Here is a 26,179-nt window from a genome sequence, read left to right on the forward strand (position 1 = left end):
TGATGACGGATTCAGCGCGCATTCTGGTAATCGACAATTACGATTCGTTCGTATACACCATCGTCGGCTATCTCAAAACGCTGGGCGCAACCGTTGATGTAGTGCGCAATGACGCCATCGATCCTGCAACCCCCGGCGTATTAGACAACTACGATGGCGTGCTGATTTCGCCCGGTCCAGGAGCTCCTGCTGACTCGGGAGTTAGCGAGGATATGATCCGCTTGTGTGCGAAGATCAACAAGCCAATGTTTGGCGTGTGCCTCGGATTGCAGGCGCTCGCTGAAGTGTACGGTTGCACGGTTGATCATGCGCCGACGATTATGCACGGCAAGACGAGCCTGGTGGAGCATATCGACGACGAGATCTTCGCTGGCGTGGCCAATCCGATGACTGCAACGCGTTACCATTCGCTGGCGGTAGAGCCGAGCACGGTGCCCGATGATCTGGTAGTGACCGCGTGGACGAAGGACGATCATATTGTGCAGGGCATTCGCGTGAAGGATAAGCCGATGTACGCGGTGCAGTTCCACCCTGAATCAGTGATGACGCAGGATGGATACCGTCTGCTGGCGAACTGGCTGGCTGTGTGCGGCCAGACCAACGCGGTAGCAAAGTCCGCTGGCTTGCAGCCAAAGGTGAATCGCTGATTTAAGGAATCGCGCTGCGCGCGATGCTGTATTGTTTGGCGGCGCAATGCGCCGCGACGCTCCCTCACCCGGCTTCGCCGGGAGCTCCCTCAGCCGAGGGAGCCGAGGCTCCGCCAGCGTCATAAGAACAGCAGTTATTACAAGATGCGATTAGCTAATTTCCTCGACAAGACCATGTAGTAGAAAACAGCCCTTTAGGCGGTTTTCTACACGTTGTGCTTGCTGCTAGGCGAGCCAGCAATATCGATCGCGGAGCGAGTACTCAGTTGCGGGATGCTGTCAGCTCAACTGCATGATCGAAGATGGTTACATCACTCGGCCCCCTCGGCTGAGGGGGCTGTCAGCGAAGCTGACTGGGGGAGCGTCAGGCGGCGCGGTAGCGCCGCCATGTCCTAGAGGTTGTTCTAGTTAGTTCTGGGTAGTCGTGTTGCCGTTGCCGGAGCTGGAACCGGATCCGTTACCAGAGCTGGAGCCGTTGCCGGAACCTGAACTAGACCCATTGCCAGAGCTGTTAGAGCCGGACCCGGAGCTGTTGCTGTTGCCAGAACCGCTTTCGCTGTTGCCGGAACCGCTATTCGAGAGCTTCTTCGCGGTCACGGTGATCGTAGACCCCTTGTCAACCTGCGAGCCGGTGGTGAGATCCTGCTGCTCGATGATCGCGTCATCCGAACTGTCGCCGGAAACCGACAGCGTGAAGTTGTCGCCGAGCTGCGACTTAGCCTCGGCCACCGTATCGCCCACGATATTCGGTACAGTCACCTGCGTCTTACCAGAGGAGATGTAGACCTTCACCGTCGACTTTTGCGCCACCGTCTCACCCGAACCAGGCTCCGTGCGCGTTACCGAACCGGCAGCAATAGAATCAGACGTTTCCTCCTGAATCGAAGGCACAAAGCCCATATCCTGCAGGATCTTAATCGCCTGCTCCTGCGATTGGCCAACCAAGCCATCAGGAATCTGCGCCTGACCGGACGAAATATACAAGGTAATCGACGATCCCTTCGCCAGCTTGGTACCGCTGGTCGGGTCAGTGCTCACCACCTTGCCCTTTTCAACCGTGGCACTATCGGCAATCTTGGTCACATCGGAAACCTTAAAGCCGCGATCTTCCAGCATGGCTTTCGCCGCATCCTGCGTTTGATCGCTCACGTCTGGCACGCTCACCATCTTCGGGCCGGTGGAGAACCACACCTTCACCTTAGAGCCCTTAACAGCCTGCGAGCCGCCAGTCGGGCTCTGCTTGCCAGTAAACGTGCCGGCCGGCTCGCCCGAATCGTTATCATCCACAGCTTCGAATTCAAAACCAGCAGCCTTGATTTTCTCCTCCGCTTGCACCTTCGTCATCGACGAAGTAATCGTCGGCACTACAGCCGTTTCCGTTGCGGCTTTCTCATTCATCAAGAACAGTGCGCCAACAATCACCAGCAGCAGTACTGCAGCGGCGATCACCGAGCCAATAATGATCTGCTTACGACGCTTACGCTTAGCAGCTTCCGCACGCTGCTCCGCACGCGACTTGAGCATGGTCGCAGTGTTGTTATTCGCTGCAGGAACCGCCTCAAACTGGCCAGTTACCGGGTTAAACGCCTGCGTGGCCTGCGTCGGATCATTCGGATTCATCGGCACTGTGGCCGCATCCTGCTCAGCCTGCTTGCGCGCCTTCATATTCGCCAAGTCGGTCAGCGGATTGAACGCGGCCGCCACCGGCATACCGCCGTTCATGAACGTCAAAATATCGTTCTTGAACTCAGCTGCAGTCGCATAACGGTTCTGACGATCCTTCGCCATCGCCTTCGCGCAAATCGAATCCCACATCTTCGGCAAGCCGGGCACAATCGCGCTCGGCGGCGTCGCCACTTCAGAAACATGCTGGTAAGCGATTGCCACAGCCGAGTCGCCAGTGAACGGCGGGCGGCCGGTAAGCATTTCGTAGAGCACGCAGCCGGCCGAATACAGGTCAGAACGCATATCGACGCTCTCGCCGCGCGCCTGCTCGGGGGAGAGATACTGTGCGGTGCCGACCACGCCCTGCGATTGCGTCATCGTCGCAGCGGAATCGTCGAGCGCGCGCGCAATACCGAAGTCCATGACCTTCACAATGCCCTGCTCGGAGATCATGATGTTACCCGGCTTGATATCGCGGTGGATAATACCCATGCGATGCGAGTATTCAAGCGCGTTGAGCACGCCCAACATCACCTGTTCGGCGTCGCGCTGTGAGAGCGGACCGTTCGCTTTAATCACATCGCGCAGCGTCTGACCCTTCACAAACTCCATAACCAGGTATGGCAGGCGCTCAGTCGTGCCGTCATCTGCGGTAACCGTTTCCTCGCCGGAATCGTAAATGTTGACGATGTTCGGGTTGTTCATCTGCGCGACGGAGTGCGCTTCACGGCGGAAGCGCGTGAGGAAGATCTTATCGTTGGCCAGATCGGCGCGCATGATCTTTACCGCTACCGTGCGCCCCAGTCGAGTGTCCAACGCGACGCGCACTTCGGCCATGCCGCCGCGGCCCACCAGTTGGCCGAGCTGATAGCGGCCATTCGCCAGTGATGCAGGCATGTTGCTGCTCATTGCTGTTCCTCTCGATTCCTCGGGTCGGTTGCCACCGTTCGCCCGCCAAATTGGTTACGATTCTGGGTCGTCAGGAGCGTTGCCGCATGGGGAGCGCTGGAGACGCGGCGGGGAATACGCCCGCCAAGACTGATCATGGTTTCGTCTGCTTGCGCGGTTTCTTGATCGAGCAAGCGGCGTTCAATACGTGCCAGCGTGCGCGATACCACCAGCGCATCCTTCGGACGATCAAGCGGATCTTTCGCCAGCATCGACATCACAAACTGCTTGAGCTGCCAGTCGACTGAATCTGGCAGCGGCGGCACTGGGTCGTTGACGTGCGCTGCAGCAATATCAACCGGAGTTGCGCCAGTAAACGGACGGTGACCGCACAAGCCCTCGTATGCCACAACACCCAGCGAGTAAATATCAGACTGCGGAGTTGCCTGCTTGCCTTGTGCCTGCTCAGGGGAGATGTATTGCGCGGTGCCTACAACCATGCCATCTTGTGTAATCTGCTCCTGATTCGTGGAGTAGGAGACGCCAAAGTCTGTGATTTTTACTTCACCAGTGTCCGAGACCATAATGTTGGCCGGTTTCACATCGCGGTGAATCACCCCATGACTATGCGCTACGAACAAGCCGCGAGCCACCTGAATCAAAATCGGCAGCAGCTCGGTTGGCGGCAATGCGCCACGCTTGTGGTAAATATCAGCCAGCGAGTCGCTGGGCACATATTCCATAATCAAGAAGCCGATGTTGTCATGCTCGTAGTATTCGAACAATGCAGCAATATTCGGGTGCGCAAGATTGGCGGAATTATGCGCTTCTGCACGCAAACGGTGCAGTTTGGCTTCCGCATTGTTTTGATCATCGCGCAGCGCTTTGATGGCCACCGGGCGGTTCAGTTGGATATCGTATCCCTTCCAAACTTCGCCCATACCGCCTTGAGCTAGGCGGCAGTCAAGACGGTAGCGACGGTGGATGAGTTGTCCTTCGACGAGTTTCATTGCTTCAGGGCCTCCTCCATCAGTGCGTGCATAATCGGTCCGGCAGCCTCAACACCGAACTGGTTGACATTATGAATAACGACGGAGACCGCGATCTTGGGATCGTCTGCGGGTGCGAAACCAATCACCCACGCGTCGTTCGACTGATTCGACGAGCCGATCTGCGCAGTACCAGTTTTTGCTGCCACCTTTACGCCGGTGATTGCGAGGCTCGGCGCATCATGCTCGACTACGGATTGCATCATCTGATTGAGTTTGCTGGCCGTATCCGAACTGAACGCTGTAGACATGACTTCTGGCGTGGTTTGCGACAGCGTGCTCAAATCGCTGGCACGCACACGATCTACCAGTGTGGGGCGCATGAGTTTGCCATCGTTCGCAATCGCGGCAGCGATCATCGCATTCTGCAGCGGCGTAGTGAGCACATCCCCCTGACCGATAGACGCCAGCGCGAGCTTATCGTCAGAGGTAATGTCAGGGAACTTCGACGACACTGCGGTCATCGGCTGGCCGGTCGAGGATGTGCCGTCAATCGTGATCGAACTGCCGTAGCCGAGCTTTTTCGCCTGGTCAGCCACTGCGCTTTCACCAAGCGCGACGCCAAGCTGCGCGAACGCCGTGTTCGACGAGTAAGTGAGCGCATCCTGCAGCGTAATCTCACCGTTCGCACCGTTTGCTTGCACCGTAGTGTTCGTCAGATTGGTGACGGTGCCGGGCAGCGTGTAGCTTTCGCCAGCGGGAATGGCTGTATCTACATCGTATTTGCCGGATTCCAGTGCGGCAGCGGCAATTACGGTTTTGAACGTGGATCCAGGCGGGTACAGCTGCGAGGTAGCGCGGTTGAGCATTGGATTGCTGCTTTGCGAGGCGAGCTCACCGTATGCTTTGTTTGACGACTGCGTGTCATGGCTGGCCAGCTGGTTCGGATCGTAGCTGGGTGTGCTTGCCATTGCGAGAATACGACCGGTTTTTACTTCGAGCACGACTGCTGCGCCATCGGACGCGCCGAGCTGCTGGTAGGCGAGCGTCTGCAAGTTTGCGTCGATTGACGTTTCGATAGACGCGCCCTTGTTTTCTACGCCAGTGAACAGTGCTTTGAACTGATCCCAGAACAGGGCGTCAGCTTTACCGCTGAGCAGCTTGTTGCGCGACGCTTCAATACCGCGATCAGCGCGTTGCGTAACCGAAAAATAGCCGGTAATCGGCGCGTAAACGGGCCCGTTGGTGTAGGAGCGTTGATAAGAGAACGCGTCGTTTGTTGGGTCAGATTTCGCCAGCACCGTGCCGTCGGACGCGAGGATTGAGCCGCGCGGTGCACCGTATTCTTGGTAGAGCGCACGCGCGTTGCGCGGATCAGCGCTGAGCGAGTTGGCACGCATAGCGGTGATAATCGTAGACGACATGCCCAGGATGACGAACAGGACAATGACGGCGGTGAACAGTTGACGCAATGATTTGTTCATCGTTCACCTCCTGTGATGACTTCTGTAGCTTGTTCGCTGGCTTGTGCAGCTGCGGCATGGCGTGGTTCATGCGACTCGTGCGTTTCGCGTGCTTCAGCGCGTTCTTGCAGCTCACGGTCGCGCAGCACGGCCAACGCCTCGTATTGGAACGTGTCAGACAACGTATCGGGTTCAGGGCGATTTGCAGCGTTCGAAATAATCATCAACAGTGCTGCCAGAATATAGTTAGCCACCAGCGAGGAGCCGCCAGCCGCCATATACGGCAGTGTCATACCGGTGAGCGGAATCACCAGCGTAATACCGCCAACCACGGTGAATACCTGGAATGCCATCGTGAACACCAGTCCGGAGGCGAGCAGCTTGCCGAACCCGTCCTTGATTTTCATTGCAGTAATGAAACCGGAGGCGATAATCACCAAATACAATGTCAGAATCGCCAGCAAACCAGCCAATCCCAACTCTTCGCCAAGCGAGGAGTAAATGAAATCAGAGTTCGCATACGTGGTAAGCGCAGGCTGACCTTGGCCAAGACCAGTGCCAGTCATACCGCCGGCAGCCATGCCGAAAATACCGCTTACGAGCTGCCAGGAGCCGCCCGGGCGATTGTATTCATAATCGCTGAACGGGTGCAGCCACGCGTCTACACGTGAACCAACATGGCTGAAAACGCTCGCGGCGACTACCGCGCCAGCAGCGAAGGCTACGAAGCCGATAAGAATCCAGCTTTTACGCCCAGTCGCCACGTACAGCATCGCAACGAACATTGCGAAGAACATCAGTGACGTGCCCAAATCATGCTGCATCACCAGCACGCCCATGGAGGCAACCCACACGAGAATAATCGGGCCAAGATCTTTAATACGCGGCAGTTGCAAGCCAAGAATTTTCTTACCGCCAACCGCCAGCTGATCACGATGATCGAACAGATACGCGGCGAAGAAGAACGCAAGGAACAGCTTGGCAAACTCGCCGGGCTGAATCGTATAGTTACCGACGCCAATCCAGATTTTTGCACCGTTGATATCAATGCCCAAACCCGGAATCATCGGGGATAACAGCAGCGCTAAACCGATCACCATGTTCACATACGCGTATCGGCGCAGCACACGATAATCTTTGAGCAGCACGACCAGCAGCGCGGCAAGCACCAGCGACAAACACAGCCACATCAACTGGCGGAAACCCACTGACGTGTTCTTCGAATGGTCGATACGCGCAATCATCACCACGCCAATAGCAGTCAGCATGAGTACGCATGGCAGAATCGCTTGACTCGCATATGGCTGGAATTTCAGCAGTACGCCCCAAAGCGTGAGGAAAAGCACTGCGCATATGGCGAGAATCATCACGTATTCGCGCGGGAATTCGTGACGCGTACGCAAGAACATTTGGTAGAACGCTCCCACGCTGATGAGCATCGCGAATAACAGCAGCGAGGCTTGGCGGAGTCGGACAAGGATCATTGCGCCTCACCGCCGGCGGGTTGCGTGGAATCAGTGTTCTGCGCAGAGTCAGTGTTGCTGGAATCCGTAGCGCCATCGGTCGCATTCGCATCCGTGCCCGATGACGTATCTGACGACGTATCCGACGGTGTGCTCGACGAATCCTTGGCCGTAGCATCATCCTTCGTTTCCGATTTTTCAGAGAAGTTTTGCTTCTCCTTGCGGATGATTTGCACGTGACTATTCGCCTCGTCATACGTGTTAAACGTGATGCCTTCTTGCAGCTGGTCACGCCACGATTGCGGCAAGCTCGAAATACTAATATTCGTGCGCTTCACCTCATGCGAGAGCTGGAAGCCGAACAGGTTCGTATTCACGCCCTGGTACACGGCGACCACGCCATCTGCATCGCCAAGATAATACTTCGTTTGGCTCCAGCGATACGCGCCGAACACAGCGCCAGCCAGCAATGCCAGCACGGCAATAACAGAAATGATAGTAATCGCGCGGCGACGATTATGCTTACGTCGCGTCTGCTTGCGGGCGATCAGCTGCTCATGGTGGATAGCCTTGGCGACCTCTGGATCATTCGGGTCATCAGTAAGCCGACCATCACGCTTTTGAATGACTGGGATTTCGCCAGTATCCGGGTTCGCACGGTCGCCGCTTTCTTCACGCACTGCCGACGGTTGCGCAACGCGTGGAGCAGCCTGACTATCCTGCTGCTGACTGCGCGAATTGTTCTGGATCAGCGCGGCCGCACGCTGCGCAGGCGAATTCATATCGCGCAGCATCGGAGCGGTAGCAACCGGCTCGTTGATAATATCGGCGATCGGCTCCAAGCTTGAACTAGCAGCACCAGCCACCAGCGGCGTTTGATGCGGCAAATCGAACGCGTTCGCATCCAATGCGAGCGTCGCATCAGCCACCACTGCAGTCACATTATCCGTGCTGCCAGCCTTCAGCGCCATCGAAACAAGCTGCTGCGCGCATTCCTCTTGATCGGAAACAGTTGACAACGTTTCTGCAATCGTCGAATCTTCCAGCACACCACACAAGCCATCGGAGCACAAGAGCCAACGGTCGGTCGGGTGCGCTGCACGAATCGCAATATCCGGGTGCGGGTCAATATCAAAATCACCCAGTACGCGCATCACCACATTGCGCTGCGGATGATTACGCGCTTCCGTTTCGGTAATACGGCCGGTGTCAATGAGATGCTGCACGTAACTGTGATCTTGCGTCATGCGCGTCAAATGACCGTCACGCAGCAAATACGCGCGTGAATCGCCAATATGCGCAAGCACCCAATAGCCAGCCACTAGCGCTACAGCAGTAACCGTGGTACCCATGCCGGCCAGTTTGCGCTCATGCTTCGCCTTGCCAACAATGGCATCATGCGCAGCCATCACAGATGTTTCCATCATTGACGCCACGGTTTTCACATCACCATTGACATCGTCATGTTCAACGTGCGCGAGTGAGCGGATCGCAATCGACGAGGCAGTATCGCCACCAGCATGGCCACCCATGCCATCGCAAATCGCGATCAGATGTTCGCCAGCGAACGCAGAATCCTGATTATTGGAACGCACCGTACCAACATCGGAAACCGTTGTGGAATACAAGAATAATGTTTGTGAAGCAGCAGAATTGGGCATAGGCGACTCACCTCAGTTCAAAGGTGGTAGCGCCGATGCGCACCGGTACGCGCGGTGCGAGAATCATCGGAACGTTCAAACGCTGCTGATTCACAATGGTGCCATTCGTGCTGCCAAGATCTTCGATCGCCCACTGACCAGACGCCTGATCCTGATAAATACGCGCATGATGCGAGGAAACAAACTCGTCGTCAAGTACGACGGTATTCGACGCGGAACGGCCCAGCGTAATCGAACCGCCAGTTAGCGGTACAGAAGCGCCAGCCATTGGGCCGTCGATAATAACCAGCAAGCTCGGTGCGCCCTTGCCAGCGCCACTGTTCGCACTGCTGGCGGCACGCATCGGACTCGTTGGCGGATTCGGTACGACCGGGGCTGCGCTCGCCGCTGGAGACGGATTATTCTCCGTGGCCTTCAGCGCGCGCTTCTCCCTGCGGCGGCGTGCGCGCGAGGGGCGCGGACTAAACGTTTCAATGTCCTTGTGCAGCGATCGCACCGCAAGCCAGACAAAGATCCACAGCAGGATCAGGAATCCGTACTTGAGGATCGCAAATGTCAGTTCGGTGATCATACGGGAATTCGGCTCCTAGCTTGGAGTCACTCCTGCTCTTGCGAGGATGCCCAGAACAGGATGCGTGTGCGGCCGATGGTAATCGTGTTGCCGTCGAGCAGCGTGGCTGCCGGCACCTGATGACCTTCGACGTACGTGCCGTTGGTGGAACCCAGATCGCGAGCGATCGCACCGTTCGGCGTGAGGTCAATTTCCAAATGCTTACGCGAAATGCCAGGATCGTCGATGACAATATCGCAGCCGGAACCGCGGCCAATAATCGTCTTATCCTTGGTCAGCAGGTACTGGCTGTCGTTGATTTCCAGCATCGGGTGATCTTCAGCCTGATCAGTGGTAGTTACCGGCACTGCATTACCCTGCACGGATTCAGAAGTCAGGTGGAAGCTGCCCTTAGACAGTTCAAGATCCTCTTCAAAAATCACCATCACCGGGCCGACGAACGCGTAATGCTGGCTCTTCGCATACTGCGTGAGATTGTCAGCCAGCTCATTGGCGAGCACTTCGCTGCCCCACTGTTCAATACGGTCGAAATCGGGGGTGCTCAGCTTAAAACGGTATTCGTTCGGGGCTACCGTACGGTCGCGGCCGACTGGCATAGCCTCCGCGTCGATCTCGCGCTCCAGGGCGCTGGAAAGGTCGACCGGCTGCAAGTCCTTGGAGCCGAACTTGGAAAAGACTCCGTTGACCGCGCCTTCTACACTCTTCTCAAAACGGTCGAGAACGCTCATGGTAATCCCTTTCTATCCTCACCTATCCTATACGGCAGTGGGGAATAGAGGCGAAAAATTGAGTGGTTTTACGCGTATGAATGCAAAACAATCACGAGTTTGACCGGTTTTTGCAGTTGATTCTACGGCTGTATTACCTCAAGTGGGGGTGCGTATTGCCCCGCGCGTAGCCTAGTGGCCATGAATACTCAGACACAGTCAGTCAATCAGCCATCAGTTGGTCAGCTCATTGCCGAGTTCCCTCGCCGCAAGGCGCGCACGCTGCGATTTACTAGCGGTGCGCCGCGATCTGCGCAGGTAATCGGTGACGGTTCGCGTGCGCTATTTTTGCGTTCTGACGGTCCGGAAGATTTGGTGACTGCGCTGTGGACGAGCGTGATCGACGCAGCTGGCGCACATCATGAAGTGATGCTGGCGGATCCGCGCGAACTATTGGAGAACGCGGATGCTGAAGACGTGCCCGCTGAGGAGAAAGCACGCCGCGAGCGTGCGCGCGAAGGCGGTACGGGCATCGTTGCTTACTCGGTTGATAAGGCCGGTCGGTGCGTAACGTTCACGATTAACGGGCAGCTGTTCTTGACCGAAATCGCTGAGGATGGGCTCACTGCGCGGACGCGTGCGCTCGCCGCGGACAAGATCGTGCCGGGGGAGTCGGCTTCTACGCCGGTATTGAACCCGCGTATTTCGCCGGATGGCCGCCATGTGCTGTATACGACTGGCGAGCATCTGATGCTGGTGGATATTGCGCAAGAGTGGCCGGACGATACCGCCGCTGAGAACACTGCTGAGCACGCAGTCGCTGCTGCGAGCGAAGAGGCTTCTGTTGCTCACGCGCACGGTCACCGTTGCGGCGATGAGGAAGCGGCCGCGACTCCATACAATCCTGCAGCAGATCGACTCAGCACACTGTGGAGCGTTTACCCGGACGATGCAACCAGCGAACAGACGTGGAAAATCGGCTTAGCTGAATTTGTAGCCGGCGAAGAAATGGACCGTTACGACGGCTTCTGGTGGGGGCCGGATTCAGACCGCATTATCTTCGAATCGTTCAATACTGCCCCCGAACCAATCTGGTACATCAGCGATCCAGCAAACCCGGAAACCGCTGCTGCTGGCCGCCGCTACCCGCGCGCATTGACACAGAACGCTGACGTGCGTTTAACGCTCGCCGAGCTCGAATGGGGTGAGCACGGCGAATACGCTGGCCTAGGCGTGCAGCAGATCGCCTGGGATCACAAAGCATACGAGTATGTGGCCGCAGTGCATTGGGCGAGCGGGCATGATCCGCTGATCCTCGTGCAGAACCGTCGCCAAACGCGCGACCAAGTGCTGCGCGTAGTCACCAAGTCGGAAACCGCTGCCGATTCGAGTGCTGCGCCCGCTCAGCTGCGCCCGCTCGGCTCGACCGTCGTGCTTGAAGAACACGCTAACGACCAGTGGATCGATATCATCCATGGCACGCCCGCGTACACGCCTAACGGTCGTCTCGTCTGCTCGCTGAACGATATGACTGCGGACACCAACCGGCTGACTGTGGATGGTACGCCATTTACGCCTGCCGGCTGGAACGTGCGCCGTGTGCTCGATATCACTGACACTGACGTACTCGCCGTAGTGCAGCGCGAACCCGATCTCGCGCCAGAAGTGCCCGCCGCATGGGCTGAGAACGCGGCCGGCCACGATGCGCGCAGCTACGACGTCGTCAGTATCGCGTTTGACGGCACGATCACGCCAGTGACTATCGAACCTGGCTCATGGACTGCGTCGCGCGGTGCTCGCGGCATGATCGTCACCGGCCGCGATATGGCACACGCGGGCGCGCTGATGTGGCACGCCACTACGCCGAGCGCGGACGCCAGCGCCGCAGCATCCGTGCGTTTTGACATCGCCGCACATGCTGCCGAGCCGGGATTCACGCCAAACGTGCACTTCGCGCGCATCGGCGAACATCGCCTGTACACGGCGATTATCGCGCCGAGTGCCGATAGCCCGTACGCGCAGGCAGACACTCTGCCCGTACTGCTCAAGCCTTACGGCGGCCCGGGATTCCAGCAGGTTGTGGCCAGCCAGTCATATTACTGGGATGCGCAATGGTGGGCTGATCAAGGCTTTCTTGTGGTCACCGCAGACGGTCGCGGTACTACCGGGCGTGGCCCGAAGTGGGATCGTGAAATCTTCGAAAACATGAAGGACATCACGCTCGCCGATCAAGTCGAAGCGGTTCACGCGTTGCCAGACGCGGTCGTGGCTCTCAACGGCACTGCTCGTATCCCCGCGCCGAATCTGGACAAAGTGTGCATGATCGGCTGGTCGTACGGCGGCTTCCTGTCAGCGCTCGCGGTACTTGATGCGCCTGGCGTCGTCAAGGCAGGCTGCGCTGGTGCTCCGCCCACCGACTGGACGCTGTACGATACGCATTACACTGAGCGCTACCTCGGTTTGAACCCGGACGTGTACGCGTATAACGGCATCGTGCAAGATGCGCCGAAGCTGACGCGCCCGCTGATGCTGATCCATGGCTTCGCTGATGACAACGTCACCATCGCGCATAGTCTGCGTTTGAGCCAAGCGCTGATGGCAGCCGGCCGCCCGCACACGTTCCTACCGCTGACGGGCATCACGCACATGACCAACGACGAGACGGTCGCTGAGAATCTGCTTATTTTGCAGCGCGACTTTCTGTATGATGCGCTCGACCTGCGCTAGGCGAGGTGAAACTGCAGCGCATTAACGAGCTCACAGACTGCAGGTGACACTGCGAATTCTGTGTATGAAATCTCATGCATGGAATACGCGGATGTCGCCTGCAGTCTGTTTGTATTGAGACTGTTTGTATTGAGACACTTCCTCAGCAAATGTCTGATTGACGTAGCGGCATTCGCTCTGGGGCGTAGTCTGCCATATGGCTGACGATATACTTACGCACTGGTTGTAAGCGGGGTATATGGCATTGAATGAAATGAGGGTTCGATGAGCACGATCTGGCGGATTTTTACTCGCGACCTTCTGCGGATCCTACGCAATCCGGTCGCTGTGGTGGTGACGCTGGGCGTCGCCCTCATTCCCTCCCTGTACGCATGGTTTAACATTCTCGCGAATTGGGATCCATACTCGTCCACAGGCAACTTGCAAGTTGCTGTTTCCAATGAGGATCGCGGCACGAGTTCCGATCTCGTGGGGCGTCTCGACGCGGGCGCGCAAGTCGTTACAGAGTTGAAGAAAAACGATGCGCTCGGCTGGCAGTTCGTTGACAGCGACACCGCTGTGCAAGGCGTGCAATCCGGCGAATATTACGCGGCGATTGTGCTGCCAAAAGACTTTAGCGAAAGCCTTGTAAACTCGGTGACCGGCTCGGCAAAACGGCCGAGTATCAAGTATTACGTCAACGAAAAAAAGAACGCGATCGCACCAAAAATCACCGATACTGGCGCTACCACAATCGACTCGCAAATCAACTCCACATTCGTAGCGACCGTTGGTAAAACCCTCGCATCTGCAGTATCGCAAGCAGGCGGCAAGCTCGATACAGAGCTCGACGGCACCCAAAGCAATGTGGTGAAAAATCTCAACGATACGGTGAGCAAAATCGAGAAAACTCGCTCTTCTCTCAAGGAATTGCAAGGCACACTCGATCAGGCAAACAGCACGATCAAGGATTCGCGCGCAACCGTTGCCACGCTCAACAAGCAGGTTGCCGCCGCGCAAAAAGCCACGGATGAGTCCAAAACACTGTTGGTACATGCGCAAGGCAGCGCGCAATCGTTCTCATCAACGCTTGCTGGCGCGCTTGACGATGGTTCCGCACAGCTTTCCGCGATCGGCGTCAACGTCAACAATGCAGCCGGTACTGCCACCGACAGTTTCAATACCGCGCAAGAGAGCGTTGATACCGTCACATCATCACTGCAGCAGCAGATCAACGCGGCCACTACGCTATCGTCAGACCTGAAAACTGCGATGAACGAGGCCGGTATTGATTCCAGTACGCCGGAAGGCAAGCGAATTTGGGACGAAATCAATCGCCTCGATACGACGATCAGCGATCAGCAAACCAAGCTCAACACCTTCCACGATGAAAGTACCAAGTTCATCGATTCCGGCAAGGATGCTACCTCCAACCTTGCCGGCGCATCCAGCACTATCGTCAGCGGCGGTATTGCTACGCTGACCAATACGCGCAGCACGCTCACCGGCAGCATCACTCCCAATTTGACTGATGGGCTCGCTAGTTTCGCGGCGCTTACAGGCACTGCTAGCGGCACGCTCACTACGTTGTCTGCCACGCTGAACCAATCTGACAGCCTCTTTGACCAGCTGGCAACAACGCTCGCAGACGCGAAAACCACCGTCGGCCAGACGGCAAGCTCGCTATCCGACCTGCAAAACGATATTGAAAGCGTGCGCGACGATATTGCCGCGCTAGACAGTTCCGCCGTCTACCAGAAAATCGCGCAAACGCTAAACATTGACGCCTCCAGCGTCGCTGATTTTATGGGGTCGCCGGTCAAACTCACCACTAAAACCGTGTACCCGGTAGATAACTACGGTTCCTCGGTGACGCCCTTCTACACCAATCTTGCGCTGTGGGTTGGCGGCTTTGTGCTGATTGCTATTTACAAGCTCGAAGTTGACCGTGAGCATATTCACGACATGACCGCCACGCAAGCGTATCTTGGTCGCTGGCTGCTGTTCGTTGCCGTGGGCTTCCTGCAGGCGCTGATTGCCGGCGTGGGTGACCTCGTGCTTGGCATTCAATGCGAGCACCCGCTGCTGTTCCTGCTTGCATGCTTGTTCTGCTCGTTCGTGTACGTGAATATTATTTACGCACTGGCGATCGCGTTTAGGCACATCGGCAAAGCCGTTGCGGTGATTCTCGTGATTATTCAGATTCCAGGCGCATCCGGCTTGTACCCGATCGAATTGATGCCGGACTTCTTCCGCGAACTGCACCCGTGGCTGCCGTTTACGTATGGTATTAACGCGATGCGCGGGCCGATCGCCGGCATGTATGGCGGGCAGTATTGGTCGGATATGGGCCATCTCGCACTGTACTTGCCGGCCGCGCTGTTTGTTGGTTTGATTGTGCGTCGATACGCGCTGAACCTCAACGCGCTGTTCGATCGTCGCTTGGCGGAAACCGACCTGATGATCACCGAAAAGAACGCGATGGTCAACGAGCGCATCAGCTTCTCCGCGCTCCTCAGCCAGTTCGAAGGCACTAGCGAACTGCGCAAGGTAGTGAAGCACCGTGCGCACCGATTCTTTGGGCGTTACCCGCGGCTTATTCGCTCCGGTTTGATTCTGTTGGCGGTACTGCCATTCATATTCCTCGTGCTGCTGTTTGTGATTCCCAACAAGTCAGCGATGCTTTCGGCATGGATTGCGTCGATTATCATCATCGACGCATATCTCATCATCGTTGAATATATGCGCGATAATTACGCGCGCCAGCTTGGCTTAAGTGCGATGAGCGCCGACGACTTCCGCGACGCCGTACTACACGGCTATCAACATCGCCGGCTCACGTTCGGCCCGCACGATGCGCGGCATGCGGCTCCCGTAACCGGCGTTGAAGGCATGGCAGGTACGGGTGCTGAGAGTACGGACGACTCGCGCAGTATAAGTCCACGCAGTAGTCAGAGAAAGGAGGACGCACGATGAAAAACATTTGGAGACTGTTCACCCGCGACGTGAGCCACGCAACACGTAACGTGATCGCGATTATCGTGTCAATGGGCCTCATCATCATGCCCTCCCTGTACGCGTGGTACAACATTGCCGCCAGCTGGGACCCGTACGGCAATACCAAAGCGCTGAAAGTCGCTGTGGCCAACCAAGACAAAGGGTACAAGTCCGACCTCGTACCTGTGCGCATCAACGTTGGTGAAACCGTAATCAGTTCGCTGCGCGCCAACCATGATCTTGACTGGCAGTTCGTTGACCGTGATAAAGCTATCGATGGCGTCAATTCCGGCACCTACTATGCAGCGCTGGTCATTCCCAAAAGCTTCAGCGCTGACATGATGACGCTGTTTTCCAGCGAAATGAAGCATGCTGAACTTGAGTATTACCTCAACGAAAAAGTCAATCCGATTGCTCCGCATATCACCGATCAAGGTGCAAGCACGGTTGCTACGACGATTGATCAAACGTTTGCGAAAACGCTCGCACAAGTGGCGCTTGACATGGCCTCCAACGTGATCAGCTTTGCACAAAGTCCGCAAGCCGGCGAATACGTGCAGAATGCGACCACGCATATCGCGTCGATTTCCAAACAGTTGAAAAGCGCAGCCTCGCAAGCCGACGCGTACGCAAACCTGCTTGGTTCCACCGGCAAAATCATCGACGCAACCGACAAGCTGCTCGGCTCTGCTGGCTCCACCGCCGACGATGCTGGCAAAGCGTTGACCGAGGGCAAAAACGGCGTCGCGAGTCTCAACAAAGCACTTTCCGCAACCTCAGATAGTGCAGCCAGCGCATTACAAGATGCTGCTTCCGCGTACGACAGTGTCACCAAGCAAGTAGACGCCGCGTTCGACGATATGGGTTCGCAAACCAAGCAGGTCACCAGTCGACTCGACTCGCTGCACGACAGTGTCGCCGCACAATCCACCGCGTTTAGCGAGTATGCTTCCGCGCTGCGCGATCTTGCTGCTTCCGCCAACGATCAGAACGTGAAAACAGCGCTTAACAAAGCTGCTTCACAAGCAGACTCGGCGAGCAAAGAACTCTCCAACGTGGCGAGCTCGATCGCGGACGCGTCTACCAACATCACAAACGGTGTTTCTGATGTTGACACTGCGCGCGCCAATATCAAAGCACAGATTGCCAAAGCGAAGCACACGGTTACGCAAGCGTCGAACGAATACAACAGCACGTTGAAACCGCAGCTCGACCAATTGCGCAGTTCGATGAACGATATTGCCAAGCAGTCAAGCGCGGTTGTAGCAAGCCTGTCGAAGGTCACCAGCGATGTTTCCGGTTTGTCAAGCGGTGTTGGCGACGGTTTAACCGACGCGCAATCCACTTTGCATGAAGCGTCGAAAACGCTCACGTCGTCTGCGTCAAAACTCGACGATCTGCAAGAGCAGCTCACGTCCATTACCAGTGGCAGTGGCATGGATCTATCGCAGCTGTCGTCTACTGATCCGGACGCTATCGCAACGCTGATTTCTGCGCCGGTGGCGGTCGACCGTATTGCTATCTATCCGATTGCCAACTACGGTTCCGCAATGACACCGTTCTACACAGTGCTGTCCATTTGGGTGGGTGCGATCATCTTGGTTGCGATGATGAAAGTCTCCATTTCCGACCGCGAAAAAGCGAAAATTTTGGGGCTGGGAGAATCGCTGCCGCTCGGTGAAACGATGGGTGTGCGCGAGGCAATGATTGCCGGGCGGGCTGCCGGCCCGGGCGCTATGCTCGACGTGCTGCGCAAACCGCGCCCCGAGTCTCCTGGTAACGCGCGGCGCTTCGGCTTGCACCTGTACCAAGAGTATTTCGGCCGATACGCGATTTTTGGAGTTATGGCATTGCTGCAAGGCACGCTCGTCTGTCTCGGCGACATGTTCTTCCTCGGCGTGCAATGCGAGCATCCGCTGCAATTTTTGATGGTCGGCTGGCTGAGCGCGCTCGTGTTCTCGCTGCTGATTTACACGCTGACCGTTTCTTTCGGCGATATTGGTAAGGCGATTGCCGTGGTGCTGCTGGTGATGCAGGTAGCCGGTTCGGGTGGCACGTTCCCGATTGAAACATTGCCGCCGTTCTTCCAAGCGATTTGCAATTGGCTGCTGTTCCCATACGCGGTATCCGCCATGCACTCGGCGATGGCTGGCTCCTACGGTATGGAATTTTGGGTGGATATGGGCAAGCTCGCCCTGTTTATTCTGCCGGCGTTGCTGCTGGGCCTGGTGTTGCGCAAACCGGTGATTCGCTTGAACGATTGGGTGATTCACAATCTCGAATCCACAAAGGTGATGTAGCGGGACGCTTTGCCATCGCGTGCGGCGTGGTAACGGTACAGTAGAGCCTATGAGAGTCACGCTGATCGATGAACACGATTACGCCGCACAAATGGCGACGAAGGTGTTGCCCGCACTAGCAAAATGCCGCGTCGAAGGATGGATGGAACCCGCGTCCGCACCTGGTTTGCCAGCTCCTGCTACGAGCGGCAAACTGCACTACGTATGCTACGACGCGGCCAAGTTCGACGTTTTGCATGAAGACGGTGCCACTGCAGCGTTCCGCGGTGCGGTAGTGATCTCTCACGGATTTACTGAGTTTGCGGCCAAGTATGCGGAAATGGTCTGGTATTTCCTACTTGCTGGTTACTCGGTGTGCGTGTTCGAGCATCGCGGGCACGGCTATTCTGCGCGTGATGTCGCTAACCCTTCGCTGGTATGGATTGACGACTGGCATCGATACGTGGCTGATCTCGCCAAATTTGCTTCGACGGTCGGCAAACAGTACGCCGATGGATTCCCACTCAACTTGTACTGCCATTCCATGGGTGGCGGTATCGGCGCAGGCGTGCTGGAAACCCACCCCACCCTGTTCGATAAAGCAGTGCTCTCCTGCCCGATGATCGCCCCCGTAACGGGAATGCCAAACTGGCTGGCTGGTGCGCTTGCCAACGTGTTGTGCGGTGTGGGCCTCGGCCGGCATATCGTATTTGGTCAGGGTGAGTTTACGCCTGAACTGAACATGGCCGATCATCCTGGCGCGAGTGAAGCGCGCGTGCGCTGGTTCCAACAGCAGCGGATTGACGACGTGCATCAGCAAACGTATGCGGCAACCTTTGAATGGGTGCGTCAAGCGTTGCGACTATCGCGCGCAGTGCAGCGTCCGCAAGCGTGCGCTGAAATTGAAACGCCGATTCTGCTGTTCCAGGCTGGGCGTGACATGTGGGTGTTGAACGAGCCACAAAATCGATTTGTGAACGAGGTCAACGCTGATGGTGGCGATGCTCGACTGGTGCGTATCGACGACTCGCTGCATGAGATTTTCAGTATGCCTAACGTCATTCTCGGCCCGTATCTTGAGCAGATTCTCACGTTCTTTGGGTCGTCTGAAATGGCACAGTTCTAGTGGTTGCAATAGAGGCATAACGTTTTATGGCATCACTGTCATCTTCTAAGCCTGAGCCGCGGCATGAATCGGCGGCTGCGCAGTCGTCAACTACACCATCCTCGTCACCGTCTCCATCCTTCGAGCAAACGCCGCGCTCCCTGCTGTTTGGCGCCGCGCTGGTGCTGATCGGCGGTGTGCTGTGGGGTATTAACGCGACCGTTTCCAAGCTGCTGATGGCTGATTATCACGCCGATCCGCTATGGATTGCGTGCGTGCGCGAACTTGCTGCCGGCGCGCTGTTTCTCATCTGCGCGGGCGTGAAAGAGCCGCGACTGCTTGTCGGTGCACTGCGCGCGCGCCGTTCTTGGCCGATGATGCTTGCCACGTCGATTATTTGCGTGCTGCTCGTACAAGTTTCATACCTGTCGGCGATTGACTGGACTAATTCAGGTACGGCGACCGTGCTGCAAACGCTGAACCTGCTGTTTGTGCTCGCCTATGTGTGCGTGCGCGGGCGGCGATGGCCAGGCGTGCGCGAAAGCATTGGCGTTGCGCTCGCGTTTGTTGGCACAGTGTTGATCGCCACGGGTGGTGATTTATCGACGTTGAAGCTGCCGCTTCCGGGCTTGATGTGGGGGTTGATCGACGCGTTATGCACGTGCGCATTGTCGATTATGCCGTTGAAGCTTATCGCGCGGTGGGGCAACCTTACGGTGAACGGCATTACTTTCCTGATTTCCGGACTGGTATTGATGCCTTTCGTACAACCGTGGTCGAGCGCGCCACAATTTGATTGGTTTGGCGTATTGCTTATGGTGTTCACGGTTGTTGGCGGCACGTTCGGCGCATTCTGGTTGTTCCTTGCCGGCGTAATGCGCATTGGTGCGATGCGCGGCACAATGCTCGGTACCAGCGAGCCAGTGGCCGCCACGATTTCCGGCGTTGCATGGGCGGGCGCTGTGTTCTCACCAACCGATTTCGTCGGTTTCGCAATGATCATCACCATGGTATTCCTCGTGCGCTAGCCGATATGGCGCCTGTGCAACCGGAACAGCGACGAGCGCGCGTACTTGATCAGCAATGTGGAGTTCCTGAGCGCGGCCGGCGGCGTCTTAAAACGCGGACCACGTCCTGCGGGTGGATGGTCCACAAGCAGGCTTGTATCCATTGACGTGGCATGTTTTCTAGGGGAATGATGACGCTGTCGTGCCATTGCCGGCGTTTGGCGTCGATCGGATCATCCCAATGCACGTCCAGCCATTCGTCATATTCGTCTTCAAGCCCGGTTACAAACATTGATTCGGGTGCACAAGGTGCTTTATTAAGCACGCAATGATAGGAGTCAAAATCGGTAAGCAGGACGCGGCTCTTGTCAACGTGCAGATGGATGAGCTCCAGCCCATCGTATTGCCCGTGAAAATCGCTACATCGCCTATCCGGCCGGGTGCGAATCCGCCCGTGATTGTCGATCCACCGGGCCCATGCCCACACCGGTGCCGCATCTGGCCCCGGTGAAGGCATGCCGGCCGCTTCCATTTCGCTCATCACCCACCGGTAAGCGGGTGCTAAGAAGCCCCACCATTCCTCTCCGTCGTTAAGTATCGTCTGCCGGTGTGCCAGCGTCCATGATGGCGTATATGAACCGGATTGTTCGAATGCCGCCTGAATATCGTTCCATCGTTGAAATGTATACAAGTCAATCATGGTAATTTTCGGATTCTTCATCGCTAGCAATGGATATAAGACTGGGCTGCTTGAGGCGAACCGTTTTGGGTGTGTCGGCTATGGTAGGACGGGGTCTTTGCCGAGGAGCCAGTCGATGATGTTGACGTATCGGATACCGTCTTCGCTGGATGTTGCTGGAGTGTCCAGTGCGAAGATATAGCGCGGTTCGTAGCCGCTGATGGCTTTCAGCGATGCGGTTTCGCGCTTAAGCGTCTCGGGATCGTGAACGGTCAGCGCCACCTGAATATAGGCGTTTGCATACTGTTCCTTGACGACGAAATCGACTTCCCGCCCTTCGATATTGCCAACAAGCACCATGCGCCGGCGCCGCAGCAGCTCCAGATACACCACGTTTTCGACCATATGGCCGATATCTTCGGACCGATAGCCGGTGATGAAGTTACGCAGTCCAGTATCGACCGTGTAGTATTTCGCCAACGATTTGAGATAGTCCTTACCCTTGAGATCGAACCGCTGCGCTTCGTAGAACAGCATGCCGTCGGTCAGATAATCAAGGTAGCTATCCACTGTGGGCTGCGATATTTTATGCCCGGCTGAGGTAAGCGCTCCTTGGATCTTATTGGCGGAAATCAGCGAGCCGGCATGTGCGAACAGGTATCGCGCAATACGTTTGAGCGCCGTCATATCGCGGATGGCGTGGCGTTCGGACACGTCGTTGACCAGTACCGTGTTGTAGACGCCCTCTAGATAGCTGGTCATCAACGCGGGATTGTCCGCAAATTGGAGCATTTCGGGGAAGCCACCCCATTCGAGGTATTGGTGGAATCGGCGTTGCGCGTCTGGTTCGTGTGACGCCTGACTGTACTCGGCGAAGGACAGTGGCAGCACTGGTATGGTCATGAATCGGCCGGATAGCAGTGTCGCCAGCTCCGAGGAAAGCATGTGCGCGTTCGAACCGGTGACGTAGAGATCGGTTAGATCCCGCGCGTACAGGCTTTCCAGTGCATCCTCAAAGCCTGGGCAGCGCTGCGCTTCGTCGATGAAGATGTAGTTCATTGCGTCGGGCTGCATTCGCTCCGTAATGTACTGGTGTAATGCGTGTTTTTCTCGGAGCGGCTCATTCTCGAACAGATCCAGATCAATGGCGATAATCTGCCGCTGTTCGACTCCTTCTTGCAGCAGTTGCTGTCGATATAGCCGCAGCAGCGTGCTTTTGCCGCTGCGTCGCACCCCGGTGACGACCTTGATGACGTGCTTGTCTTTAAGCGAGGCGATCCAGTCAAGATAAGTCGGTCGAGCTACCGTAGCGCGATTTATTGCAAACATATTTTAATAATAGTGAGTTAATAATACTTTTTCAAAATATAATTTAGATTATTGTATGCGTGGTGGGGTGCGCTTCGCGGTATGGTGACCGCGGATAAGCCTGTAGCGCAGAGCGATTGGCGGTGTATCGTAGTGGCCATGAGTGAGCAAACAGCATATTTTGCAGGCGGCTGCTTCTGGGGCCTCGAGCGTTATTTTCAAAACGTGGACGGCGTGGTGGACACTACGGTCGGCTATGCGCAGTCGACCGTCGAATCGCCAACCTATGAGCAGGTCTGCTCCGGCGAAACAGATGCAGCAGAAACCGTAAAAGTCACTTTCGACCCGTCTCAGGTGAGCCTGCGCACGCTGTCGCTGCTCTTCTTAGAAGTCATCGATCCGTTTTCCGTAAACCGGCAAGGTGAGGATACTGGCCGCCAGTATCGCACCGGTATGTTCTACACAAACGACGAGCAAAAAGCCGTGTACATCGCCGCGCTCGAGCAGCTTGTCGATCGTCAGCCGCAGCGCCCTGCCGTGCTGGTTGAGCCGCTGCGCAATTTTTATCCGGCCGAAGCACATCATCAGGATTATCTGATCAATAATCCTGGCGGCTACTGCCATGTGCCACTCGCCGCAATCGTCAACGTGAAGCGCCGTCAAAAGTACGTGGAGCGCATCTGGGATCTAACGCTCGAACAGTTCGCGGTCACGCAGAATGCCGCCACTGAGCGGCCGTTTGTCAACGAATACGATGAAGAATTCGAGCCGGGAATCTACGTGGATATCGTCAGCGGCGAGCCACTGTTCTCCTCGCGCGACAAATTCGATTCCGGCTGCGGCTGGCCTGCATTCTCCAAGCCGATCGCCGCGTCGCTGCTCACTGAGCATGAAGATCATCGCATTCCCGGCCGCGATCGTATTGAAGTGCGCACTGCCGAAACGCAAATCCATCTCGGTCACGTTTTCACCGATGGTCCTGCCGACCGTGGCGGGCTGCGCTACTGCATGAATTCCGCCGCGTTGCGCTTTGTGCCGCGCTCGCGCATGGAAGCCGAAGGCTACGGCGACTGGATCGCTGCCGTAGACGGCGAGACAGCGGATAACACCGATAGCAACGCTGTGGCTGACTGACGAAGACACTGACGCTAATAATCCGCGAGCAACTTCACCAAGAGTTCATCTGCTTGCGCGTGATTTGGGCCTGTTGGTGCTCGGTAACCGCGGATAATCAGATTATGGATGTGGGTGCATGGGTGGATGCCACTGAGAGTGAAGGTCGTGCGGCTTGGAATGATGTTAAGCCGTACGGCGGGCTTGCAACTGGCATATGTTTTGTTGTGTGCTGGGCGATAGTGTCTGTGACGCTTCTGCTTATTCCAGCAACGCACAATTGGGCGGCTCACCCGGATGAGTATAAAGAAATAATTGTCGCGGCGGCATTAACGTTTGTTGTTGCCCGAGTGCTGCTGAGATTGCAGGTGGTGTGGCATCGGCATCATATGCCAGCGGGCATGGTTGGGGCTGCTGCTGCGGCGTTTGCGGCTCAAGGGTATGAGATCGTTGGCGGTAATGATCAATATCCGTCGGATGACAGCGATCGGCGAGTAGCACTTCCAGTGCGAGCCATACTGTTCTGCCCAGCGATGGAAAACCGCCGAATTGATGTGTATACCTACCCTGTGGGAAGTACGGTGGGGGAGCGTGGGAAAGCGGAGCTGACGACTCTGCTGATTTCTGGTACGCAGGTTCGCATTGAGGGCCGATCGCCAGGCAAAGGCACGAATCCGCGCCCCAAATACAGGAGTAACGGCCAATACTTAGTGTTTGTGACGCGTTCGTGACGCGGAGCGTGACCGGGAGCGGAGCGCGTGAAACCCCATATCGCACAAACGTTGAAAAATAAGGGTTTTGCGCGAGCTTACAGCGCGTGCCCCCGTTCCCGGTCACGCTCCGCGTCACGAGGCGTCACGATGTGCGGATACAGAAAACCCCGGAATCTTGATTTCTCAACGATTCCGGGGTTTCATTCTGCGTGCGAGTGGGGGGAGTTGAACCCCCACGAGCATACACTCACTGCCACCTGAAGACAGCGCGTCTACCATTCCGCCACACTCGCAGACAATCGACTAACTTACACCTATATTGCGAATCGCACAATTCGGCGTGTCGCGTACCGATTTCGATGATTTGACTGCGCATTCGTGGGGCTTAAAATAGCGCCTTTCTAACCGCAATAAGCAGCTAATACGCAGCTACAAACACGCAATATTGCTATCAGTACGCGACTCAGTGCCTCCAACCATAGCGCCGCTGTCGAGGCGCATGATCATCTGCCCGCGGCCAAAATCAGCCGTTTCCAAGCTCATCGTCACATCGTGGCCGCGGCGAGCCAAAGCCCGCGCAAAAGACGCGTCAAAGCGCGTTTCTACGCACATGGCATTGCCGCGATCCCATCGCCAACGCGGCGCATCAAGCGCTTGCTGCGGATCCATCCCGAAGTCGATCGCGTTCATTGCTACCTGCACATGCCCCTGCGGTTGCATGTAACCGCCCATCACGCCGAATGGGCCAACCGGGCGGCCGTCGCGCATCAAAAATCCTGGAATTATCGTGTGATACGTGCGCTTGCCAGGCTTGAGCGCATTCGCGCGCGAAGGGTCCAGCGAAAAGTCAGCACCGCGATTTTGCAACGCAATACCCGTCCCTGGAACCACAATGCCCGAGCCGAATCCCATGTAATTCGACTGAATATACGACACCATGTTGCCTTCGCCATCCGCGCAGCACAAGTACACCGTGCCTGAACTCGACGGCGTGCGCGTAGTACGCACTTCAGCCGTCTCGCCAATGAGCCGCGCCTTCTCCTCACCATATTCAGGCGTGAGGAATCGCGTGTAATCAAAACCAGTATCATCCGGGTCACTAACAGTGTCGAACGCGTCTGCAAATGTGAGCTTGATCGCTTCAATCTGCCGGTGATATACCAGTGCGCGATCTGTGCCAGCAGTGCCAGCGATGTCGAAATTACGCAGAATATTCAGCGCCATCAGCGCGACGATACCCTGCCCATTCGGCGGAATTTCGCACACTTGCCAGCCATCGCGGTAATCAAGTCGCATTGGCTCCACCCAGCGCGGTTGGAACGCAGCTAGATCGTCATAGCGCAAGTATCCGCCAGCTGCGCGGCTTGCGGCGTCGATCATTCGCGCTACATCGTCCTCATAGAACGATCGCGCGTCGGTTTCGCCAATGCTTTCCAGCGTATTTGCATGATCAGGCAAAGTGACAATATCGCCAGCTTGCGGAGTTCGTCCGTTGCACGTGAACGTGCGGAACCACTCGTCAAAACGGCCATCCGCGTTCGCTTGCTGATATCCGACCGCCGACTGCGCCCAAAAGTACGCCAGATTCGGATTGACAGCGTAGCCGTTTCGCGCGTAATCGACCGCCGGCGCAAGATCTTCAGCGAGCGTGAGGCGACCGTAGCGCTTGTTAAGCGCGGCCCACGCGGCAGGCGCGCCCGGCACAGTGACCGGAGTCCAGCCGAGACGCGGCATGCGCGCGCTGCGGCCGTCGGCGTCGGTTACAGCGTGACCGTCTGCGAGCACGCGCTCGATTGAGATCCCCTGTGGCGCCGGTCCGCTTGAATTGAGGCCGATCAACCGCTGTTCGCGCGCACTCCACGCAATGCAGAACGCGTCAGCACCAATGCCATTTGATGTTGGCTCAACTACGGTAAGTGCGGCAGCGGCAGCTACGATCGCATCAAACGCATTGCCGCCTTTGAGAATCGCTTGCAAGCCAGCTGCGGACGCTTGGGGTTCTGAACAGTTGACCATTGCGCGATTCGCGTAGATCGGGTAGCGCTGGGATGGGTACTGTTGTGCGAGCGGATCGAAATTCAGAACTGCCATGCGTCCATTATCGCGCCGACGTGTCCCGGTCGGTCGGTATTCGTCACTCAGTGCGCGCGATCGGTTCGGGTGCGCGCATTAAGTGATGAATACGAGGTGCCAAACATCACTCAGTGCGCGCCGATGT

Annotated in this window: 18 protein-coding genes and 1 tRNA gene; 8 read left to right on the forward strand and 11 right to left on the reverse strand. The window is 56.6% G+C overall.

Annotated elements, in window-relative coordinates:
- Positions 1–2: 2 nt before the first annotated feature.
- Positions 3–647: an anthranilate synthase component II gene (locus tag D2E25_RS08270; RefSeq protein ID WP_125981783.1), complete on the forward strand. Its 645-nt coding sequence runs from the start codon at positions 3–5 to the stop codon at positions 645–647.
- A 408-nt stretch (positions 648–1,055) separates the two neighbouring features.
- Here D2E25_RS08270 and pknB read toward each other — a convergent pair whose 3' ends face one another.
- From pknB to D2E25_RS08305, 7 genes are read right to left on the reverse strand one after another with little or no spacing between them, the layout of a single operon-like run.
- Positions 1,056–3,221: a Stk1 family PASTA domain-containing Ser/Thr kinase gene (pknB, locus tag D2E25_RS08275; protein WP_125981701.1), complete on the reverse strand. Its 2,166-nt coding sequence runs from the start codon at positions 3,219–3,221 to the stop codon at positions 1,056–1,058.
- Positions 3,218–4,210: a serine/threonine-protein kinase gene (locus D2E25_RS08280; protein ID WP_125981702.1), complete on the reverse strand. Its 993-nt coding sequence runs from the start codon at positions 4,208–4,210 to the stop codon at positions 3,218–3,220. Before D2E25_RS08280 ends, pknB begins: the two co-directional genes overlap by 4 nt.
- Complete coding sequence (locus D2E25_RS08285) at positions 4,207–5,673, reverse strand: peptidoglycan D,D-transpeptidase FtsI family protein (protein WP_125981704.1); 1,467 nt, start codon at positions 5,671–5,673, stop codon at positions 4,207–4,209. The genes D2E25_RS08280 and D2E25_RS08285 overlap by 4 nt, the downstream gene beginning before the upstream one ends.
- Positions 5,670–7,136 carry an FtsW/RodA/SpoVE family cell cycle protein gene (locus D2E25_RS08290; protein ID WP_125981706.1) on the reverse strand — a complete coding sequence of 489 codons (1,467 nt, stop codon included), beginning with the start codon at positions 7,134–7,136 and terminating at the stop codon, positions 5,670–5,672. Before D2E25_RS08290 ends, D2E25_RS08285 begins: the two co-directional genes overlap by 4 nt.
- Positions 7,133–8,776, reverse strand: coding sequence for a PP2C family protein-serine/threonine phosphatase (locus D2E25_RS08295; RefSeq protein WP_125981708.1), 1,644 nt, complete (start codon positions 8,774–8,776; stop codon positions 7,133–7,135). Before D2E25_RS08295 ends, D2E25_RS08290 begins: the two co-directional genes overlap by 4 nt.
- Before the next feature lie 7 nt (positions 8,777–8,783).
- Positions 8,784–9,347 (reverse strand): FHA domain-containing protein FhaB/FipA, encoded by a 564-nt coding sequence (locus D2E25_RS08300; RefSeq protein WP_164514780.1) that lies wholly within the window; start codon positions 9,345–9,347, stop codon positions 8,784–8,786.
- Positions 9,348–9,373: 26 nt separating this feature from the next.
- The gene (locus D2E25_RS08305) at positions 9,374–10,075 is read right to left on the reverse strand and encodes an FhaA domain-containing protein (RefSeq protein WP_125981710.1); all 702 of its coding nucleotides are present in this window, start codon (positions 10,073–10,075) and stop codon (positions 9,374–9,376) included.
- Between the two features lie 180 nt (positions 10,076–10,255).
- Between D2E25_RS08305 and D2E25_RS08310 the strand changes: the two genes are divergently transcribed.
- The 5 genes from D2E25_RS08310 (at position 10,256) to D2E25_RS08330 (ending at position 20,169) form a co-directional block, all read left to right on the forward strand.
- Positions 10,256–12,781, forward strand: coding sequence for a prolyl oligopeptidase family serine peptidase (locus tag D2E25_RS08310; RefSeq protein ID WP_125981712.1), 2,526 nt, complete (start codon positions 10,256–10,258; stop codon positions 12,779–12,781).
- 264 nt (positions 12,782–13,045) lie between these two features.
- A complete protein-coding gene (locus D2E25_RS08315; RefSeq protein WP_125981714.1) occupies positions 13,046–15,736 on the forward strand; it encodes a YhgE/Pip domain-containing protein in 2,691 nt (896 codons plus the stop codon).
- Positions 15,733–18,057: a YhgE/Pip domain-containing protein gene (locus tag D2E25_RS08320; RefSeq protein WP_125981716.1), complete on the forward strand. Its 2,325-nt coding sequence runs from the start codon at positions 15,733–15,735 to the stop codon at positions 18,055–18,057. Before D2E25_RS08315 ends, D2E25_RS08320 begins: the two co-directional genes overlap by 4 nt.
- Positions 18,058–18,106: 49 nt before the next feature.
- The gene (locus D2E25_RS08325; protein ID WP_125981718.1) at positions 18,107–19,162 is read left to right on the forward strand and encodes an alpha/beta fold hydrolase; all 1,056 of its coding nucleotides are present in this window, start codon (positions 18,107–18,109) and stop codon (positions 19,160–19,162) included.
- Positions 19,163–19,188: 26 nt separating this feature from the next.
- Positions 19,189–20,169 carry a DMT family transporter gene (locus D2E25_RS08330; protein ID WP_125981720.1) on the forward strand — a complete coding sequence of 327 codons (981 nt, stop codon included), beginning with the start codon at positions 19,189–19,191 and terminating at the stop codon, positions 20,167–20,169.
- Between the two features lie 49 nt (positions 20,170–20,218).
- On the opposite strand, the gene D2E25_RS08335 is transcribed toward D2E25_RS08330, so the two are convergent.
- Complete coding sequence (locus tag D2E25_RS08335) at positions 20,219–20,869, reverse strand: DUF3841 domain-containing protein (protein ID WP_241217106.1); 651 nt, start codon at positions 20,867–20,869, stop codon at positions 20,219–20,221.
- 57 nt (positions 20,870–20,926) lie between these two features.
- On the reverse strand, positions 20,927–22,156 hold the full coding sequence (locus D2E25_RS08340) for an ATP-binding protein (protein WP_125981722.1): 1,230 nt from the start codon (positions 22,154–22,156) through the stop codon (positions 20,927–20,929).
- Between the two features lie 138 nt (positions 22,157–22,294).
- Here D2E25_RS08340 and msrA point away from each other — a divergent pair, with 138 nt between their 5' ends.
- On the forward strand, positions 22,295–23,269 hold the full coding sequence (gene msrA / locus D2E25_RS08345) for a peptide-methionine (S)-S-oxide reductase MsrA (RefSeq protein WP_125981724.1): 975 nt from the start codon (positions 22,295–22,297) through the stop codon (positions 23,267–23,269).
- Between the two features lie 104 nt (positions 23,270–23,373).
- A complete protein-coding gene (locus D2E25_RS08350) occupies positions 23,374–23,979 on the forward strand; it encodes a hypothetical protein (protein WP_125981726.1) in 606 nt (201 codons plus the stop codon).
- A gap of 192 nt (positions 23,980–24,171) precedes the next feature.
- On the opposite strand, the gene D2E25_RS08355 is transcribed toward D2E25_RS08350, so the two are convergent.
- Together D2E25_RS08355 and D2E25_RS08360 are read right to left on the reverse strand one after the other, a co-directional pair.
- A tRNA-Leu gene (locus D2E25_RS08355) sits at positions 24,172–24,254 on the reverse strand.
- Positions 24,255–24,390: 136 nt separating this feature from the next.
- Positions 24,391–26,052, reverse strand: a complete 1,662-nt coding sequence (locus D2E25_RS08360) for a gamma-glutamyltransferase family protein (RefSeq protein WP_125981728.1) — start codon at positions 26,050–26,052, stop codon at positions 24,391–24,393.
- Positions 26,053–26,179: the final 127 nt, after the last annotated feature.

Origin of the sequence: Bifidobacterium goeldii (assembly GCF_003951095.1) — a bacterium.
In the GTDB taxonomy this organism is placed as follows: Bacteria; Actinomycetota; Actinomycetes; order Actinomycetales; family Bifidobacteriaceae; genus Bifidobacterium; species Bifidobacterium goeldii.

Coding starts and splice junctions, on each gene's coding strand:
- D2E25_RS08270 (WP_125981783.1), top strand. CDS start 3: ATGACGGATTCAGCGCGCATTCTGGTAATCGACAATTACGATTCGTTC.
- pknB (WP_125981701.1), bottom strand. CDS start 3,221: ATGAGCAGCAACATGCCTGCATCACTGGCGAATGGCCGCTATCAGCTC.
- D2E25_RS08280 (WP_125981702.1), bottom strand. CDS start 4,210: ATGAAACTCGTCGAAGGACAACTCATCCACCGTCGCTACCGTCTTGAC.
- D2E25_RS08285 (WP_125981704.1), bottom strand. CDS start 5,673: ATGAACAAATCATTGCGTCAACTGTTCACCGCCGTCATTGTCCTGTTC.
- D2E25_RS08290 (WP_125981706.1), bottom strand. CDS start 7,136: ATGATCCTTGTCCGACTCCGCCAAGCCTCGCTGCTGTTATTCGCGATG.
- D2E25_RS08295 (WP_125981708.1), bottom strand. CDS start 8,776: ATGCCCAATTCTGCTGCTTCACAAACATTATTCTTGTATTCCACAACG.
- D2E25_RS08300 (WP_164514780.1), bottom strand. CDS start 9,347: ATGATCACCGAACTGACATTTGCGATCCTCAAGTACGGATTCCTGATC.
- D2E25_RS08305 (WP_125981710.1), bottom strand. CDS start 10,075: ATGAGCGTTCTCGACCGTTTTGAGAAGAGTGTAGAAGGCGCGGTCAAC.
- D2E25_RS08310 (WP_125981712.1), top strand. CDS start 10,256: ATGAATACTCAGACACAGTCAGTCAATCAGCCATCAGTTGGTCAGCTC.
- D2E25_RS08315 (WP_125981714.1), top strand. CDS start 13,046: ATGAGCACGATCTGGCGGATTTTTACTCGCGACCTTCTGCGGATCCTA.
- D2E25_RS08320 (WP_125981716.1), top strand. CDS start 15,733: ATGAAAAACATTTGGAGACTGTTCACCCGCGACGTGAGCCACGCAACA.
- D2E25_RS08325 (WP_125981718.1), top strand. CDS start 18,107: ATGAGAGTCACGCTGATCGATGAACACGATTACGCCGCACAAATGGCG.
- D2E25_RS08330 (WP_125981720.1), top strand. CDS start 19,189: ATGGCATCACTGTCATCTTCTAAGCCTGAGCCGCGGCATGAATCGGCG.
- D2E25_RS08335 (WP_241217106.1), bottom strand. CDS start 20,869: ATGAAGAATCCGAAAATTACCATGATTGACTTGTATACATTTCAACGA.
- D2E25_RS08340 (WP_125981722.1), bottom strand. CDS start 22,156: ATGTTTGCAATAAATCGCGCTACGGTAGCTCGACCGACTTATCTTGAC.
- msrA (WP_125981724.1), top strand. CDS start 22,295: ATGAGTGAGCAAACAGCATATTTTGCAGGCGGCTGCTTCTGGGGCCTC.
- D2E25_RS08350 (WP_125981726.1), top strand. CDS start 23,374: ATGGATGTGGGTGCATGGGTGGATGCCACTGAGAGTGAAGGTCGTGCG.
- D2E25_RS08360 (WP_125981728.1), bottom strand. CDS start 26,052: ATGGCAGTTCTGAATTTCGATCCGCTCGCACAACAGTACCCATCCCAG.